At 41.0% G+C, this 18,562-nt stretch carries 16 protein-coding genes; 9 read left to right on the top strand and 7 right to left on the bottom strand.

From position 1 onward, the window contains the following. The first annotated feature begins 40 nt into the window (after window positions 1-40). The 3 genes from MKY34_RS03175 to MKY34_RS03165 all read left to right on the top strand — a co-directional run bounded on the left by MKY34_RS03175 (window position 41) and on the right by MKY34_RS03165 (window position 3,636). Window positions 41-1,315: an ATP-binding protein gene (locus MKY34_RS03175; RefSeq protein ID WP_342513807.1), complete on the top strand. Its 1,275-nt coding sequence runs from the start codon at window positions 41-43 to the stop codon at window positions 1,313-1,315. A gap of 2 nt (window positions 1,316-1,317) precedes the next feature. Further along, window positions 1,318-2,202, top strand: a complete 885-nt coding sequence (locus tag MKY34_RS03170; RefSeq protein WP_342515177.1) for a response regulator — start codon at window positions 1,318-1,320, stop codon at window positions 2,200-2,202. A 159-nt stretch (window positions 2,203-2,361) separates the two neighbouring features. Continuing rightward, window positions 2,362-3,636, top strand: a complete 1,275-nt coding sequence (locus tag MKY34_RS03165; protein ID WP_342513806.1) for a cation:dicarboxylase symporter family transporter — start codon at window positions 2,362-2,364, stop codon at window positions 3,634-3,636. A gap of 165 nt (window positions 3,637-3,801) precedes the next feature. Here MKY34_RS03165 and MKY34_RS03160 read toward each other — a convergent pair whose 3' ends face one another. Further along, window positions 3,802-4,566: a DeoR/GlpR family DNA-binding transcription regulator gene (locus MKY34_RS03160; RefSeq protein ID WP_342513805.1), complete on the bottom strand. Its 765-nt coding sequence runs from the start codon at window positions 4,564-4,566 to the stop codon at window positions 3,802-3,804. A gap of 182 nt (window positions 4,567-4,748) precedes the next feature. Here MKY34_RS03160 and MKY34_RS03155 point away from each other — a divergent pair, with 182 nt between their 5' ends. From MKY34_RS03155 to phnX, 5 genes are read left to right on the top strand one after another with little or no spacing between them, the layout of a single operon-like run. Further along, window positions 4,749-5,501, top strand: coding sequence for an ABC transporter ATP-binding protein (locus MKY34_RS03155; RefSeq protein ID WP_342513804.1), 753 nt, complete (start codon window positions 4,749-4,751; stop codon window positions 5,499-5,501). Next, a complete protein-coding gene (locus MKY34_RS03150) occupies window positions 5,494-7,113 on the top strand; it encodes an ABC transporter permease subunit (RefSeq protein ID WP_342513803.1) in 1,620 nt (539 codons plus the stop codon). The genes MKY34_RS03155 and MKY34_RS03150 overlap by 8 nt, the downstream gene beginning before the upstream one ends. Before the next feature lie 13 nt (window positions 7,114-7,126). Then, entirely contained in the window at window positions 7,127-8,113 is a 987-nt protein-coding gene (locus tag MKY34_RS03145) for an extracellular solute-binding protein (protein ID WP_342513802.1), read from the top strand. 21 nt (window positions 8,114-8,134) lie between these two features. Next, window positions 8,135-9,229 carry a 2-aminoethylphosphonate--pyruvate transaminase gene (gene phnW, locus MKY34_RS03140; RefSeq protein WP_342513801.1) on the top strand — a complete coding sequence of 365 codons (1,095 nt, stop codon included), beginning with the start codon at window positions 8,135-8,137 and terminating at the stop codon, window positions 9,227-9,229. Further along, a complete protein-coding gene (phnX, locus tag MKY34_RS03135; protein WP_342513800.1) occupies window positions 9,226-10,068 on the top strand; it encodes a phosphonoacetaldehyde hydrolase in 843 nt (280 codons plus the stop codon). The genes phnW and phnX overlap by 4 nt, the downstream gene beginning before the upstream one ends. Before the next feature lie 64 nt (window positions 10,069-10,132). Here the strand turns inward: phnX and MKY34_RS03130 are convergent, their stop codons facing one another. From MKY34_RS03130 to MKY34_RS03110, 5 genes are all read right to left on the bottom strand, one after another. Next, window positions 10,133-11,443, bottom strand: a complete 1,311-nt coding sequence (locus MKY34_RS03130; RefSeq protein WP_342513799.1) for a uracil/xanthine transporter — start codon at window positions 11,441-11,443, stop codon at window positions 10,133-10,135. Window positions 11,444-11,650: 207 nt separating this feature from the next. Further along, window positions 11,651-13,000, bottom strand: a complete 1,350-nt coding sequence (locus tag MKY34_RS03125) for an MFS transporter (RefSeq protein WP_342513798.1) — start codon at window positions 12,998-13,000, stop codon at window positions 11,651-11,653. A 255-nt stretch (window positions 13,001-13,255) separates the two neighbouring features. Beyond that, on the bottom strand, window positions 13,256-14,050 hold the full coding sequence (locus MKY34_RS03120) for an IclR family transcriptional regulator (RefSeq protein WP_342513797.1): 795 nt from the start codon (window positions 14,048-14,050) through the stop codon (window positions 13,256-13,258). 347 nt (window positions 14,051-14,397) lie between these two features. Continuing rightward, entirely contained in the window at window positions 14,398-14,934 is a 537-nt protein-coding gene (locus MKY34_RS03115) for a HAMP domain-containing protein (RefSeq protein ID WP_342513796.1), read from the bottom strand. Between the two features lie 42 nt (window positions 14,935-14,976). After that, window positions 14,977-15,258 (bottom strand): hypothetical protein, encoded by a 282-nt coding sequence (locus tag MKY34_RS03110; protein WP_342513795.1) that lies wholly within the window; start codon window positions 15,256-15,258, stop codon window positions 14,977-14,979. A 104-nt stretch (window positions 15,259-15,362) separates the two neighbouring features. Between MKY34_RS03110 and MKY34_RS03105 the strand changes: the two genes are divergently transcribed. After that, the gene (locus tag MKY34_RS03105; protein WP_342513794.1) at window positions 15,363-15,968 is read left to right on the top strand and encodes an SAM-dependent methyltransferase; all 606 of its coding nucleotides are present in this window, start codon (window positions 15,363-15,365) and stop codon (window positions 15,966-15,968) included. Window positions 15,969-16,008: 40 nt separating this feature from the next. Here MKY34_RS03105 and MKY34_RS03100 read toward each other — a convergent pair whose 3' ends face one another. Next, window positions 16,009-18,396, bottom strand: a complete 2,388-nt coding sequence (locus tag MKY34_RS03100; protein ID WP_342513793.1) for an EAL domain-containing protein — start codon at window positions 18,394-18,396, stop codon at window positions 16,009-16,011. Window positions 18,397-18,562 lie beyond the last annotated feature (166 nt).

Genomic DNA, 18,562 nt, shown 5'->3' with positions numbered 1-18,562 from the left:
GAATGAAGTTCTTACCCAGTACCTTACGCAGGAGACGATTATGCAAAAAAAACTTCTTAACCTAAAGTTTAATAAAGCAGATGGAACCATGTTAGTGTTGACGGCCCTATTGACGGCGGTTGCTGGTGAATTTAAAGTGATTCCTTTCAATGGCGAAATATTCCGTTTTGGATTGGGAAGTATCGCTTACTTCTTGCTGATTTTAATTCGACCGCCAACATCCCTTATACGAACTGGGTTGGTAACGGGGATAACGGTTGTTTGTTTTCGCCTTTTGGGGGATATGATGCTCGATGAATTTCATCTATTGACAAGTTTTAAAAATCATTTGCCGTCATTTTTGTATTATTTTCTATTTGCAGCTGGCTTAAGTATGATCAATATAGAGAAGTATAAAATGTTCCCATTATTTTTAGGAGCTTGGGGTGCAGTATTCGAGTTTGTTGGAAATAGCGCGGAGTTTCTGATGCGCGACTGGCTGTTACACCATGAAGGCTTAGGATTACGGGATTGGGCATTGGTTGGCGGAGTGGCCCTATTTCGCAGTTACTTTATTGTAGGGTTATACAGTTCAATTACAATCTCGGAACAAAAGAAGCGCATGCAGGAAATGCTGAGTGTCGGTTCTGAGCTGTATGCGGAGACCCTTTATTTGCAGAAATCGATGAATCATATTGAGCAAATTACGGCTTCCAGCCATGACTTATACAGGAAATTGAAAAAGCAGAATCTTCGGGATTTGAGTATGCAAGCTTTGTCCATTACACAGGAAATCCATGAGGTGAAAAAGGATTCACAACGTATTTTGTCGGGACTTTCCAAGATTACAAAAGAAAAAAGAGATGACGTGTTTTTACTGTCTGATTTACTTGATCTTGTCATGACGGCCAATAAAAAATACAGTGAGCTATTAAAAAAGACGATCACTTTCCGTTTATCGGCATCTGTCGATTTTGAAACGGGTCAACATATCCCATTGCTTGCTTTGTTGAATAATCTTACTGCTAACGCCGTTGAATCCATTGCAGACGTGGGAGAAATTCATTTTGAGCTACATGAGGATTCAGAACATCTTTGTATTCAGCTAACAGATACGGGCAAAGGTATTCCGAAAGGGGATGTTCCGATTATTTTTGAACCCGGTTATACAACGAAGTTTAACGACCGCGGCGTTGCGGCGACGGGGATTGGCTTGTCTCATGTGAAGGAAATTATACAGGCACTGAGAGGCCAGATTCAAATTGAAGTGCCGGAAAAGGGAACGATTTTTCGTGTCCGAATTCCCATTAATACCATTCGAAAGCGAGTTGAATAATGCTGCGTTATTTTATAGTAGATGATGATATGGCCAGCCGACGAATGCTGGAGAGAGTCATAACAGAAGGTGGTCTTGGCATGGTCATTGGTGAGGCAGAGAGTGGGGTGAAGGCCCTCACCACCGTGCTATCCTTACAACCTGATATGGTGTTGATTGATTTATTAATGCCTGAATTGGACGGCATCGAAACGATGGAGCAATTGAAAAGTCGAGGTTATCAGGGACAATTTATTATGATTTCCCAAGTTGTTAATAAAGAAATGGTAGGAGAAGCTTATGAAAAAGGTGTGGAATTTTTTATTCATAAGCCGATTAACCGTGTGGAAGTGCAGAGCATTTTACAAAAGACTACGGAAAATTTTCGCTTACAAGCTTCATTAATGGCGATTCGCGAGTCATTGGCACATATAGGGCCAGTTGTTCAAGCGCCAAAGCAGCGAAGTGTGAAGGAAATTGTGTTAACAATCTTGAATGATATGGGGATTATCGGAGAAGTTGGGAGCGACGATATCGTCATGATGATCGAGATTTTGATGAGTCAGAAGGGGCGGGGGGCGCAGTTGCCGCCATTAAAAGAGCTATACGAAGCAGTCGCACATAAGATTGGCAATGTAGACATCACTAAAGAAAGCAAAGCGATTGAGCAACGAATTCGCAGAACAATTCTGATGGCGGTCAATAATTTGGCGTCGCTTGGGGCAGTAGACTATACGACTGCAGAGTTTGAGTATTATGCGCCTCGTTATTTTGATTTCCAAGAAATACGCAGTCGTATGAAGCAAATTGAGGAAGACCATCAGGAACCGATAAAAGTGAAAATTAATAGCAAGAAGTTTATTCAAGTGCTGTATCTCGAAGTAGAAGATAAACTGATGCGGTTATAATTGTAAAAAGAATGATGCGAATCTTCATCCAGGCAGAAAATACTGAATTATACAATGTCGGATTTTGTCGGTTTCCATAAGTCATCTGTAATATATTCTATATACCGAATTCTGATATAAAGAAAGCGGTTTCATTAGGAGATAAGAGGTGACTTTTGGATGAAGAAGAAATTTAAACTAAGTTTAGGATATCAAATTCTTATAGGATTATTTTTAGGGATTGCTGTCGGTGCCATTTTTTATGGAAATCCTGCGGTAGAAACTTATTTGCAACCACTAGGTACAATCTTTATTAACATGATTAAAATGATTGTGGTGCCGATTATCGTTTCGACATTAATTGTCGGTGTGGCGGGTACCGGCGATTTAAAACAATTAGGGAAGCTTGGCGGCAAGACGATGATCTATTTCCAAGTGATTTCACTAGTTGCGATCATTGTCGGGTTGTCTGCGGCAAATATTTTCAAGCCTGGTGTTGGTATTGACATGTCTACGCTGACAAAAGGCGATATTGATAGTTATGTCCAAACAACTGAAAGCGTGCAAAATGAAGGCTTCATGGATGTTCTTGTTAGTATTGTACCGAGCAATGTTATCCAAGCGATGGCGAATGCGGATATGCTTTCGGTTATTTTCTTCTCTGTATTATTCGGTTTGGGGATTGCGTCGGTTGGTGAAAAAGGAAAACCTGTTCTTGCATTTTTCCAAGGTACCGCGGATGCTATGTTTTGGGTAACAAACTTTATCATGAAATTTGCTCCGATTGGCGTTTTCGGTCTAATGGGTGTGACAGTATCGAAATTTGGTTTAGAGTCCTTGATACCGCTTGGCAAGTTAATGATACTTGTTTATGCGACAATGATTTTCTTTGTGATTGTTGTGCTTGGCGGTATTGCGAAACTGGTTGGCACGAGCATCTTCAGCATTATTAAAGAACTAAAAGAAGAGCTTATTTTGGCTTATTCCACTTCCAGTTCGGAAACAGTTTTGCCGAAACTGATGGAGAAGATGGAGAAATTCGGATCGCCGAAAGATATCGTTTCTTTCGTCATTCCGACGGGCTATTCCTTTAACTTAGATGGTTCTACGTTGTATCAAGCACTTGCTGCGATCTTCATCGCGCAAATGTATGGCATTGATTTAAGCATTATGGAACAAGTTACATTAGTCTTAGTATTGATGATTACCTCTAACGGGATTGCAGGTGTACCAGGCGTGTCTTTCGTTGTTTTACTGGCGACACTTGGAACTGTTGGGATTCCACTCGAAGGACTTGCATTCATCGCAGGTGTCGACAGGCTTCTTGATATGGGACGTACAGTCGTGAATGTGCTTGGTAATGCATTGGCGACAGTTGTTATGGCAAAGTGGGAAGGTCGTTTCGGCACAGAGAAAGAAAAGAAATCTTATGAATCAGTTGAAGAATTGGCGTAAACCTTCTACTGTTGTGATTAGAAGAAATTGAAAAAGCAGGCAGTTCAGCAAACCGCAATGGGGTGTTGAGACTGCCTGCTTTTTGTTTTGTAGAAGAGCTTTACCGACAATGTTCAATGCTTGAGAGATATCCCCAAGCACCGCGGCGAATTCAACGGATGCCCTTTATTCCCCATTAGCAATCAACCTCACACCCGCCGCCTTATATTTCTCAACAATCTCCTTCTTTACCCCATTGTCCGTAATGATGTAATCGATGTTATCAATAGGAGCAATGCCAATCGTTACATCTTTCTCGAACTTCGTATGATCCGCAGCAACATACACCTCTTTAGACAGCTCAATAATTTTCTTGCGAGTGATGGCCTCTTCCAAGCTATAATCTGAAATCCCTTTTTCAAGGGTGATGCCACTCGCGCAAATAAAGGCTTTCGCGATATTCAATTCATTAAAGTTAAATAAATAATCAAAAGCCGTAACCGATTGTTCATGTGGCCTCACTTTTCCACCGATAATGATCAACTCAATATGGCTATTGAGAAGTTCATTAATAACAGGGATGGAATTCGTAATCACAGTCAGCTTCTTCATATGTTTGATATACTTCGCAATTTGATACGTCGTCGAACCACTATCGATATAAATACAATCCCCATCATTAATATAGCTACTACAGGTTTGTGCAATTTGTTCTTTTTCCGCTAAGCGACTCCCCATACGTTCACCTAATGCCGACTCTCCAAACTTCGATTCAATCAGTTTCACGCCACCATAAATCTTCTCGATTTTTCCTTTACGCGTAAGAAGCGTTATGTCTCTTCTAAGGGTTTCAATCGAAACATGAAGTGCTTCAGTGAGTTCTGTAATCTTTACTACTTTTTTAATCGTGAGTAAGTCGATAATCTTCTGTTGTCTTTCAAGTGGAAGCATCTACTTCACCCGCCTATTCAATGTTCTCCTCATAAGTAACGAGGGACTTGGCAGTAAATATAGCATTAATTGCTCAACAAGTAGTCAACAATTGGGCAACATTTACGAATTGTTTACAAAAATCGCAATGTACATTTACATTGCCCTCCTATACTAAGGTTGTAGCGAAGGAGGTGAGCGATTTGCTAAAATTACAAAATATTAGCAAGCAATTTGATGATAAATTAATTCTGGATGACATAAATCTTGAGATTGAAGAAGGCGAGATCGTCTCATTATTAGGCCCAAGTGGAAGTGGTAAAACAACATTGTTAAACATCATTTTAGGGCTAACGAAAATGGACCGTGGAAAAATCATTTTTAATAACACGGATTTGACGAATGTATCGATGAAGGATCGTGGCTTTAATATTGTGTTTCAGGACTACGCACTGTTTCCCAATTTAAATGCGTACGACAATATTGTTTATGGTTTACGAAACAATAAAGGATTGGTAACTGACGCAGAACTTCAAGAATACATCGATTTTCTGGAATTGACGCCACATTTAACAAAGAAAGTAGGCGAACTATCAGGGGGTCAAAAACAACGCGTGTCGATTGCAAGAACGCTCGTCATGAAGCCTAAGATCTTATTGTTAGACGAACCGTTGAGTGCGTTAGATGGTGTCATTAAAGAATCCATTAAGCAGCGCATTCAATCCATCGCTAAGGAATTCAAACTGACAACGATTATTGTGACACATGATCCAGAAGAGGCTTTAACGCTATCCGATAAAATCTTGATCATTAATCAAGGGCATATTTCGCAATTTGGAACGCCGCAACAAATTATTAACCAGCCAACGAATGATTTTGTGGAGAAATTCATTCTAAAACAATTACATATTAAGCGACAAAATATTTATCATTTATTCGGTGAACAGTATGCCTAATGTCAAACCGGCGATGCGCGTCATCTATATCCCAGTTCTGGCGTTATTCGCCGCCTTTCTAGTCGTCCCGCTGGGCATCTTGTTTGTTCGTTCGTTTCAAACGAGTGAGGGATTTAATTTCGCCAATTACCTGGCCGTGCTGTCGGATCAAGAGCTGCTGACGTCCATTGGTAATAGCGTAAAAGTATCCAGTTTGACGGCGGTTATTACAACGATACTGGCCTTTATGCTGGCCTACGCGGTGAATTGTACACGAATTTACAGACCGTTAAAAACGGTGATTAAAACGGGGATTCTTCTTCCGATGTTGCTCCCCACAATTACATATGGTTTTGCGATTATCTATTCGTTTGGTAATCAAGGAATTATCACCAAGATTGTTGGACGCAATCTAGTGGAGATTTACGGCTTTAACGGGTTATTAATGGGTTATGTGATGTATACATTACCGGCTGCTTTTTTACTGATTAATAACTCCTTCAAGTACATTGATAAAAAGTATATTGTCGTTTCCAAGCTCATGGGTGATGGGACGATCAGAAGTTTTAAAAACACCATTATTCGACCATTAGTAGGTACGTTAGGCGGCGCATTTGTCTTGTCCTTCATCCTTAGCTTTACGGATTTTGGGATACCGGCTTCAGTCGGGGGGACGTATTCGGTTGTTGCCACGCAGCTATACCAAGTGATGCTCGGTTCCATTCCGAATTTTAATCATGGCGCAGCGATTGCGGTTGTTATGCTTGTGCCGGCGGTGTTTGGTGTTCTCCTATTAAATTATCTCGAAAAGCTCAATTTCCATTATGACAAGTTTGGCGAGACGGAACTTATGCCACATAAAGGCAGAGATATAGGATTTGGGCTTGTCTCAGGTGCAGTGTTATTCGTGATGCTATCGGTGTTTGCAGTGATGTTTGTGGCACCATTTGTCAGTAGTTATCCGTATGATCTGACGTTCACGTTTAAGCATTTTATAGATACATTCGAATCGAGTGACTTAACGGCAGTCTATAAAAATTCCTTGTTTGTAGCTTTATTGACTGCGGTATTTGGGACGTGCATTGCATTTTCCGCAGCTGTGTTAAACGTTCGAACAGCCGTCAAAGGAAAATCATCACTGGATGCCGTAGCCATGATGACGAACACAGTACCGGGCATGGTGTTGGGGCTATCGTACTTACTGCTGTTTAACGGCAGTAGCTTAAAAGGTACTTTCGCCATTATCATGCTTTGTAATATCGTCCATTTCTTTACAACACCATATTTAATGGCAAAAAATGCACTATCTAAAATGAATCCAACATGGGAGACAACGGGAGAGTTGCTAGGAGATAGTTGGTTGCAGACGATTCGGCGGGTCATTTTACCGAATTCGGTGTCGACGGTCATTGAGATGTTTAGTTATTACTTTGTCAATGCGATGGTCACGATTAGTGGGATTATCTTCCTCGTTACGGCACAAACCTCATTGGTGGCAAGCAAGATTAAAGAGTTACAGCATTTTGGGAAATTCAATGAAATTTTCATGCTATCGTTACTCATTTTTGTAACCAATATCATCGTGAAATTGCTGTGTGATTATTTTCAAAAAAGGGTATCTACTCAACGATAAGGAGGAAAGTAAATTGAAAAAGATCAAAGGAATTTGGTTATCACTTGTAGCTTTAGGTGTGGTCCTGGCATTAGCCGGTTGTAGCAGTGGAGAAGCAGCTGGTGGGAAAGTGGTTATTTATACAAATGGGGATGAAGCGGCTTCAGATGCGATGGCAAGTGCATTGGATGCGGCGGGATATGAAGACAAGTATATGCTGCAATCGTTAGGCACTTCTGAATTGGGCGGAAAGCTCATGGCAGAGGGCGATAAAATCGAAGCGGATCTTGTAACGATGAGTTCGTATTTCATCGAAAGTGCACAGCAAGAGCATGAAATGTTTACAGATGTCTCATTCGGTACGGAGGCATTGGAACAACATCCTGCTTACTATGCACCAATCTTAGCGAATACAGGAGCCATTTTTGTTAATACAGAAGTGTTGAAAGACAAAGGTTTGCCGATGCCAACTTCCCTAAAAGATTTAGCAAAACCCGAATTTAAAGGGCTCGTATCGATTCCAAATATTATGGCATCCTCAACAGGTTGGCTCTTCGTACAAGCGATTATTAGTGAGTATGGGGAGGAAGAGGGACAAACGGTTCTTCAAGATTTAATCGCGAATACAGGTCCACATCTTGAAAGTTCAGGATCAGGTCCTATTAAGAAAGTACAGGCGGGTGAAGTGGCCGTTGGCTTCGGTTTACGTTATCAAGCGGTTGTAGCGAAAGAATCGGGTTTACCGATTGAGTACGTCGATCCAACTGAGGGGAATTTCTCCTTGACAGAAGCGGTAGCGGTTGTGAAAAAAGACGAGGAAACAACGAAATTAGCGACGGAAATGGCTGCGGTTATTACAAAGGATGCACGCGAAGAGTTGCTGGAGCACTATCCAGTTGCATTGTATGAAGGAGAAACGGTGTCAGCGGTTAATCAGCCGACTCATTCCAAACAATTTGACCAGCCATTAACGGTCGAACTTTTACAACAGCACCAAGACTTTTTTAAAGCAGCTAACTAAATGACTGAGGAGCGGATCAATATGAATACGTACAAACTACTAACACCAGGTCCATTGACGACAACGACTACAGTGAAGCAGGAGATGTTACTAGATCGTTGTACATGGGAGGATGACTATAAAGAAATTACCCAAAAAATACGTACACAATTACTTGAATTGGCACATGTGACAGAAGAGCAGTATACAACTGTTCTTATGCAAGGTAGCGGTTCGTTCGTGGTGGAATCGGTACTGACGACAGCTATCGCTAAAGAAGATAAAGTACTCATTGTGACGAACGGTGCGTACGGGAAGCGTATTGTACAAATGGCGCAATACATAGGATTGAACTACGTGGAGTACAGTGTAGCTTATGATGAATATCCAGTGGAATCAGAATTAAACTGTCTGTTAGAAGTGGATCCTTCTATTACGCATATCGCGATGGTTCATTGTGAAACGACGACGGGGATGTTGAATCCAATTGAAATGATTGCGGCAGTAGCGAAGGCGCATAACAAAACGCTTATTATTGATGCTATGAGTAGCTTCGGTGGAATTGATATTAATGTAGCTGAACTGGGCATTGATTATTTAGTGAGCAGTGCCAATAAATGTATTCAAGGGGTTCCAGGTTTTGGTTTTGTGATTGCTAAGCTCGAGAAATTACTAACATGTGAGGGCAATGCACGTAGCTTGTCACTGGATTTATATGATCAGTGGAAAGAGATGAACAAGGACGGAAAATGGCGTTATACATCTCCAACACATGTCGTAGCAGCATTTGCAAAGGCAGTAGAAGAGCTGTTAGCTGAAGGTGGTATTCCGGCTCGCTGTGCTCGCTATCAGCGCAATAATGAGTTGTTAAGACAACGTTTAGCACAGGTGGATATGCATGCGTATATTTCTATTGAAAAACAATCGCCGATTATTACAACGTTCTTATTCCCGTATAAAGCCTTTAACTTTGCTGATTTCTATGCCTTTATTAAAGAAAGAGGCTATGTGATTTATCCGGGTAAGCTGACGGATGTAGATACGTTCCGCATTGGGAATATCGGTGAAATTTACGAGGAAGATATTATAGAGCTTTGCGACATTGTAGAAGACTATATGAAGGCGGTGGCGGTATGAGTAAAGTAGAGGGCGTTATTTTTGATTGGGCAGGAACGACGGTTGACTTTGGTTGCTTTGCACCTGTTAATGTATTTGTAGATATTTTCAAAAATGCAGGTATTCATGTGACGATGAAAGAAGCGAGAGAACCAATGGGCATGCTGAAAATTGATCATATTCGTGCAATGCTGTCTATGCCTAGAGTGTCAAAGTTATGGGAAGAGCGATATGGAAGGTCATTCAACGAACAAGACGTGGAACAGCTCTATGCTGAATTCGTCCCTGCACTGATGGCTTCCTTATCAACGTATACAGATCCGATTCCAGGAGTTATTGAGACAGTGGAGGCGTTAAAAGCACAAGGGTTGAAAATTGGTTCCACAACAGGCTATACGAAGACGATGATGGATGTTGTTGTGCCGAACGCCTTGAAAAAGGGCTATAATCCAGACTTTTATTGTACGCCAGATGACACGGATTCTGTCGGTAGGCCGTATCCGTATATGATTCATCGCAATATGGAGGCTCTTAAACTTCAGGCATCATGGAAGGTTGTCAAAGTCGGTGATACGACTTCGGATATTAAAGAAGGCGTTAATGCGGGTGTGTGGTCTGTTGGTGTCGTTATTGGTAGCTCCGAAATGGGGCTGAGTGCGGAGGAATTTGCGGCTTTAGCAGATGCGGACAAAGAGGCAATTATCGCGAAGACGGTGGATACATTTACGCAAAATGGTGCAGATTTTACAATTGCAACGATGGCGGAACTGCCAAAGCTGATTGAACGGATTAATGGTCTTCTGCAAGATGGTTATCGACCAGGGGTAAAGGCATCGTATCGTGTTGCGGGCATAGTATAAGCGGTACTATAAAAAACATGGCGGCGGAAGAAAATTCCGATTGCCATGTTTTTTATAGTGCTATTTAGTTCGATTTACCAATGACATGCTTCTGTTGCCCAAGATAATAGATCAACTCCATCAAGAGCGCAACCAAAATCCCAACGAGCATACCATTCGAAAGAAGAGGTTGTAAAAGTGTTGGGACCGTTGCAAAAGCAGTTGTAGGCATGGACATAATGGACAGTCCTATTAATGCAGGTAACGCAATTCGATAGACCGTTTTTGGTTCAAATGTTAAGCCTTCAATGTTGCGAAGGGCAGAACGGAATAATTGCAAATAGGCGACGAACAACACTGTATTGCCGACACTATGCGGGATGGTAGAGAAAAAAGCGCTCAGCGCGGGAACCATACCTAAGACAACAAATAACAGTGAGCCAACAAAAAAAGGTGCTCGTTCCCGAATACCTGTCGATTGCAAAAAGCCAAGGGAGGAAGCATAGGGTGCATAAGGGACAAGGCCCAGCATGCCCGCAAATGTCGATAAGGATCCTGTTAGTAAGAAGGAAGCTCGGTATTGCGCAGGTGTTGTATCCCTTTCATAAATATCTTCTGCCCCTTTTAAAGTGGCAATCGTGTTGGTCGTGTTCAATAACCCCGTAATGACAACGCTAATGACAACGCCCCATTCAAGCGTAGGCTGCCCCCAAGGAAACCATGTAAGAAAGGGAACGGTGCGAATCGTTTCGGTTGCCTCCGTTGGAAAGAGTAAAACAGCTGCAATCCAGCCAACAACCATCCCAATTAACAGATTCAAACTACTAATAATCCCTTTGCCTTTCACGTGAATGAGAATCGTAATGATCGCAAGGACGAAGGAAAAAATAGCCACTTTTACGTCAATGGTATCGCCAGCGTTGAGCCCAATCATCCCTTTCAAGAAAATGGAGATGAGTTGGTTAGCTAATAATAAAAGAAAGACGAACATCACAATAGGGGTAAACCACTTTTTTAACAGTTCACCCATGCCGAGTAAGCCAAACACGGCAACTAATACACCAGAAATCATCACTCCAACGGCAATGCTACCACCAACCGTTGTCAGCTCAAGATTCATCGTACTTGCTGTGGCGGCTAAACTTAAAATAACCCCCCACCAAAGCCCAGACTGCCCTTCCATTAATGCTAATCGATGCCCAAAGAACCCTTGTAGCAGGCAGGCAATCCCAGTGAAAATGAAAGAACGCTGGATGGCCGAAACAATTTCAATTTGCTCCAACTGAAAAGCCCCACCGACTGAAATCGGAATGACGACTGTGTTGGCAAACATAAAGAACAGCCATTGAAATCCAGCTAACAACGTAACAGACGGTCGCAATGGTTTTTCTTCCAATCTACTCACTCCTAAACTTCCAATATGAAGGGAATTATACCATGAAAGTATTTAGATTGACCATTTAATTCAGAAGGTTCTAAAAAGAAGTTCGTGCTAAAGGATCTCAATTACAACGCTTTGAGGATACGTTTCCTCTTTATACAACTTCATTGAAAACAGCCTCTCAGAGAATACCGAGAGGCTGTTTTCATTTGAGTAGCAAATTTAATTTTTAACGCTTGCGTTGCTGGACTCGCCGAGGCTCAATGATTTTGTTTCTGGAGCCCATGCAATGGAGACAATCGCTCCAACAACGAGAACGCCTGTAAGGCAAAGCATTGTATTTTGAATTCCTATATTAGCAATCCCGATTGGTAGTAAGAATGTTCCAATCGCTGAACCGAGTCGACTGACGGCTGTTGCAAGGCCGACACCAGAAGAACGAACTTCTGTCGGGAAGCTTTCTGCTGGAAAAACACCAACGAGATTACTGACAGCAGACATAATAAGGGTGAAAATCGCAAAGGAAATGATCATCAATACAGTTGCGCTACTAGGTAAGAAGCTGAGAAGAGCTAGTGTAACGATTAGCACGATGAAAGAACTAATCAAGAAACCTCTACGTGAAAACTTAATTGTAAACAAAATACCTAAAACTGCCCCGATAATAAGGAGACCATTTAGCAGGAAGTCGGTTCCGAATCCTTCATTAAGCCCAATTGCTTCTAAAATATTTGGCAAGAACGTGTAGATTGCGAAATAAGGAATGACTAGACAAACAAAGAAGATACAGTTAAATGCAGTTCGTTTACGTAGTTCTTTACTAAACAATGTTGCAAAGCCTGTTTTTCCAGAAGGCTTTTTTTCATCATCGAGCACTACGTTCGGGCCAAAGTGTTTTGTAATAATGGCTTGTGCTTCATCAGCTCGTCCTTTACTCATTAGCCATCTTGGGGACTCTGGTGTACCCATTCGTAGGAGCAAAATAATGACTGCTGGAATCGCTGATGAAGCCAACATCCAACGCCAAGCATCAGGGGATGAATCAAGGGCCATAATCCCAATTAAGTTGGCTGCTACATAACCGAATGTCCAAATAACACTAAATGAGCCTAGTAAGACTCCGCGGTGTTTACGCGGTGAAAACTCAGCAAGCATCGTATGTCCAACACTATAGTCACCGCCAAGTCCAATCCCAATCAAAATTCGATATAAGACCAATTCTGTCGGACTATCAGCAAAGAACTGCAAAATGGATGCCGCCGTAATCAAGATAAAGCTGAGCACAAATATTTTTTGTCGACCTACATAATCAGATACCCAGCCTAACACCAAACTACCTAAGAATAGTCCGAGTAAAGCAGAGCTCCCAATTAGGCCAATCCAAAAAGGGGTTAAATCCATTTGTGGTGTCAGTATTGCAAGTGCAAATCCGACAATTCCTAAAATGTACCCATCCGTGAAATGGGCTCCAAACGTAAGGCCTGCAATTTTGACATGAAATTTATTGAGAGGTGCATCATCTAGCTTGATTTTCTGTTCTTGAGTGTCAAGTACTGCATTATGGCTTCCCAATTAAATCACCCTCCATTTATGTATGATAACCCTCCTATATGAATTCGCTTATAGAGGAAAGCGTTTTCAGTTAAAGGAATATATCTAATGTTCACAATGTGAACTACTAGTGCGCATTGTGAAACTATTTGAATTATAGTCTCTTGTTTGAGCCTATGTCAAATACTTTTGAAAATAAAAAAGAATGAACGCAACATTTCCTCTGAAAATGTTGCGTTCATTCTTTTAATTATTTAGGTGTTTATGTTTTTCCAATCAGTCCAATTGATCTTCAATTTTTTTTGCGGCTTCTAACATTCGATTGCCTAATTGCAATAATTTTTCTTTCGAGAGCCGGAAGCTAGGACCTCCAAGGGTAATAAATGCAACTAGATTTTCTCTCTTGTCGAAAATCGGTGCTGAAATGGCATTTTCATTCTCATCGAATTCTCCAATGGACGTTCCAATCTTTTGAATCCGAATTTTTGCGAGCTCTTTCCGCAGTTCTTCTGGATCTGTGATTGTATATGTAGAATGGGATGCAAGAGGCTGCTCCAATAACACATTTAACTCCTTTTCCGGCAGCAAACTTAATAGAATTTTTCCGTTTGATGTACAATGTAAAGGTGAAATTGTATTGGAATAGTCCACTAACCTCACGCTATGGTCAGTGTCTATTTGATCAATTGCCAGTATCCCATCGTGTTTCGGGACACTCAGTAAAACGGTTTCACCTATGTCATCTTTTAATGCCTCTAGCACTGGGCGGGCTCTCCGTATAAGCGATCCGTACGAGTCGTTATGGGAGAGCAACTGATGTACGGCATATCCGAGCTGATAACCATTTGAAGCGGCATCAATTTCTACGAAGCCTTGGTTTTTTAGACTACCGAGCAATCGCCAAGCTGTCGTACGGTTCAAAGCAGCTTGTTTGGCTAGTTCACCGACTGAAATAGGCGTTGTACTTTCTCCAACTAGTTTAAGCAGTAACAAAGCACGCTCAACGGCTTGGACAGACGTATTTTCTTTTTTTATTGTTTGTTTTGGTGTGTTTTGATTAGTAGTTTCCATTCTTTAATTATAGCCTAAACGAACGAAGAAATGTCAATTAAGCAATTTTGATAAAACTGATAACTCCATCGACTTCTAAAATACTCGATCATATAATAGTGGTGAGGTTCATTTTGGGAAGGAATATTAATAATAAGGTTAATACGTATTATCTTTATGAATAGAGGCTGTGTAGAACAAGTCGGTTGATGGAATTTCAATCTGCGAGCATGTGATTTTTGAAACCAGTAAAAGAAGGGTGTTGAAATTGGCTGTCCAACTCCATTTGAATCTCCTTCTTTTATATTAAGAAAAGTGTTAAAAGGTCCTCCTTGACGTGCGTCAAGGAGAACCTTAGCATAGGGCAATTAGTATTTAAATGTCTGGATCGTTACTTGCAATTCGATGGCCGTTTGGGCAAAGTGTGTAGAGGCGGCAACTTGCTCTAACGAATTGCCAACTGTTTTCATTGTCTGACGTAGTTTCGCATTCATTTCGTTGAAAGAAATCGATAACTGACCGAACTCATCTCTTGATGTTACTTGTAAGTTCGCCGATAGGTCACCATTCGTAAACTCATTCATTTTATAAACCATCTCGTTAATATTTTTGGCAATTATCCTGCCAAATAATGTGGAGAGAATGAGGCTTGTCAGCATTGCAATCATAACAAGAATCCCCATTTGGATCAGTTTTTGTTTACCGCTTGCTTGTGTTGCAATCATGTTTTGGTCGATATCCTCTGCCACTGGGTTGGCCATTTGTTTTCCAAAGACGACGAGTTTTTGGGAAACATCCTCGAAAATCGGTAAAGCTACAAGTCCAGCTTGTTCTTTGTCTCCCTTTTCTAATAGTGGTAGGATGTTTTGATCAATACCAGACTCCCATTCTTCAAGTTGAGCCAAGAAAGTGCTAAATCCACTGCTTTGTTCGCCTAATTCTTGTTGTTAGGTAATTGCATTATGTAGGTCATTTCGGATGTCGTAATGGTTATTTTTCATGTCTTCCTTTTCATAAAACATATACCCTCTAATCGCGGCATTCGCCCTTACGGTATGAAAAGCGATATCATTGTATAGAGTTACAGTTTGTTGATCTTTTTCAATCGTTTCTAGCACTTTATTATTGGTGTTCAAATAAAACATCCTAATTCCGGAAACAATTAATAAAAGTGGAAGGATCACCCCCCCGAATCCAAGTTGTAACTTTGCTTTAACACTTAACGCCATTATGCCTCACACTCCTACCACTGTCGTTCGTACTGGTATGCCATATTGTGGTTGGAAAACCAGGAAATATACACTATATGAGTTGAACTATAAGGAGGGTGTCTGTGAACGAAAGAGAGTATGATCGTACGTTGCGTATTCGAACGGTGGGTACGCGGGAATGGTTGAATCAGTCGGCCCATTATAACCGTTATGAGGCGACACCTTATATAGCGTTGGATGAACTGTTCCTCAGTTATCATTTGGAGAAGGCTGATCGAGTCGTCGATTTTGGCTCCGGTAAAGGGCGCCTTGCATTTTATTTGCATCATCGTTTTCAAGTGGCTGCGACGGGGATTGAAATGAGTGGACAGCTCTATCAGGAGGCGCTAGAGAATCAGGAAAGTTATATGCGAAAGAGGCGAGAAATGGATTCTTTTATCCGTTTTGAATGTTGTTTGGCAGAGGACTATGAGGTGGATATGTCAGATAATCGATTTTATTTTTTTAACCCTTTTTCCATTCAAATTTTCATGAAAGTCATCGATAATATTCTCCTCTCAGTGGAACAGCATAAGCGCCCAGTAGATATCATTTTGTATTATCCAACGACAGACTACAGTGAGTTTCTTGAAACGGGTACACCATTTGAGTTACTGCAAGAGGTAAGAGTACCCGGGTTATATGAGCAAAATGACAATGAGCGTTTTTTAGTCTATCGTTTGGGTTAAAAGAGCGTCAGAAAGAGCTGTCCTATCAGTCGATATTGACTTAGGGCAGCTCTTTCATTGTACTGTAAAAGATGGTGTGCAAAAGTGCTTCTATTTGTTCTTTAGGAAGTGGTTTGGAATAGAGGAAGCCTTGCATCTCATTACATCCAAGACCTTGTAAAATCGCTGCTTGCTCGGCTGTTTCAACGCCTTCAGCAATGACATCTAGCTCAAAATTATTTGCTAAGTCTATAATGGTTTTTACAACGGCTTGGTTGTTCGCAGACAGTTCTTGTATGAATGCTCGACCAATTTTCACCTGTGTGATGGGCAGGTTTTTTAACGCATGAAGCGAAGAGTATCCAGTTCCAAAATCATCGAGACTAATCTGAATGCCCATTTCACGAAGAGGCTGTAAAATAGATTGGCTGTACGAGACGCCCTCTAGCAAGTTCTCTGTAATTTCCAAGTTGAGCTGATGCGCAGGCAAATCGATGTTAGCTAACGTATCCTTGACCAATTTACTAAACGAAGGGTGCTTGAACTGGCGACTTGAGATATTAACACTCATAGAAATCGCAGGAAGTCCCTGGTCTTGCCATTGCTTCGCCTGTAAGCATGCAGTTTCTAACACCCACTGCCCAATGGGAATGATTAAGCCCGTTTCCTCGATCAACGAGAGAAAAGTAGCGGGAAATAATGTTCCTTTTGATGGATGATTCCAACGAATAAGCGCTTCCACTCCAGTGATTTCGTTCGTTTGCAAATTGAATTTCGGCTGATAATAGAGCTCGAATTGTTGTTCTTGTAGTGCTTGTTGCAATTCCTGCTCAAGTACATGCTTCTCTTTAGCGTTATGGTGCAATTCCTCCGTGAAAAATTGGAAATTATTTCTGCCCTTTTCTTTGACTACATACATGGCCGTATCCGCATTATTCATCAACGTATCAAAATCATCCCCATCATCGGGGAACATACAAATACCAATGCTTGGTGTTACGAATATATGATGATTTTCAAAGTAAAAAGGTTGAGAAACTTTTTCAACAATGCGTGTCGCTACTTTATTTACCTCTGAAATCTCTGTAGAAGTAAATAAGATGACAAATTCATCTCCACCCAGGCGCGCGACCATATCTCCTTTACGAACACAGCTTTGCAAGCGTTCTCCGATAGTTATCAGAAGTTGATCCCCAATGGAATGTCCCATAGAGTCGTTAACATGTTTAAAGTGATCTAAGTCGATGAACATAATGCCGATTGTGTCGTCGTTATGTGCCGCTTGTTTAATAATCTCTTTTGTATGCTTTCGAAATAGCCGTCTGTTTGGTAATCCTGTCAGATAGTCGTAGTAAGCCATATGTTCAACGAGTTTTTCAGCTTGTATTCGATCGCTAATGTCGATGACTGTACCGACTACTTCAATAACCTTCTGATTATCAAAGTTTGGCGATAAATAGATTAAAAATGTGCGTGAAGCATAGGGCAGTTCAAATTGTACGATATTCCCCTGTAGTGCATGTGTTAAATGGCCAAGGTAAGTGGTGATTTCTTCTTTTGAAAACAGTTTATGCATTTCTTCGGGGGTAATGTTCTCTTCTGAAAAACCAAGTTTTTTTGCTGTTTTTCCCTCAATTAATGTAATTGTAATGCCGCCACAGCCATTATCCGTATATTTAAAAACAGCATTTTGAAGATTTCTTACTGTTTGACGGAAATCATTTTTGAGTGCGAGTTTTAGCGCACGCTCCGTTTCTTTGCAATCGGTAATGTCTGTTCGAATGGAGATGTATTGATAGGGTCTGCCTTTTGAATCTAAGAACGGTACAATTGTCGTATTTACCCAATAATATGTACCATCTTTTGCTCGGTTTTGTACCTCACCTTGCCAAATTGCACCGTCTCCGATTGTCTGCCACATGTCTTTGAAAAAGCTTTTTGGATGGAAGCCTGAATTGACAATTTGGTGCGTTTGCCCGACGAGTTCGTCAGATGAGTACTGAGAAAGTTTGCAAAACTTATCATTTACATAGGTAATGACGCCTTGTCGATTGGTAATAACAACTACGGAAGATTGGTCGAGTGCGTGTTCAATATTGAGCAAGTTTTCGACTGTTCGCTTGTAGGGTCTATTTGTCAGCACTTTCGCCGTTACATCGATATCTAAAGAAATAAATTGGATAATCTCTCCGTTTTCGTCGTATATCGGAACAATTGTTGCGTGCACCCAATAAGGGGAGCCATCTTTTGCAAAAGCTTGCAGTTGTCGTTGCCATACTTTACCTTCCGTGACAGTCATCGTCACTTCCTCGATAAATGTTTTGGCTGTATAGTCTGGGTTTAGCATGCTATAGCTTTCACCAATCAGCTCAGCTTCGCTATATTTTGAAAGGCCACAAAAAGATTGGTTTACATGTGTAATAATCCCATTACGATCTGTAATGGACACACAAAATTTCTCTTCTAATAAAAGGGAGATGGCGGATATGTTGTTTACCTCCTTTAACACAATCTAACAAATCCTTTCTATATCCAGTTTCATGGCTAATTAAATGTGAAAGTATATTGGTTGGGTATTAGTAACTATTTAAAGAATGAGTCCAAGTGTTCATATA

Source organism: Sporosarcina sp. FSL K6-1522 (assembly GCF_038622445.1).
Classification (GTDB): Bacteria; Bacillota; Bacilli; order Bacillales_A; family Planococcaceae; genus Sporosarcina.
Note: the sequence above shows the minus strand (reverse complement) of the source record. Positions and strands in the feature narration are given on the sequence as shown.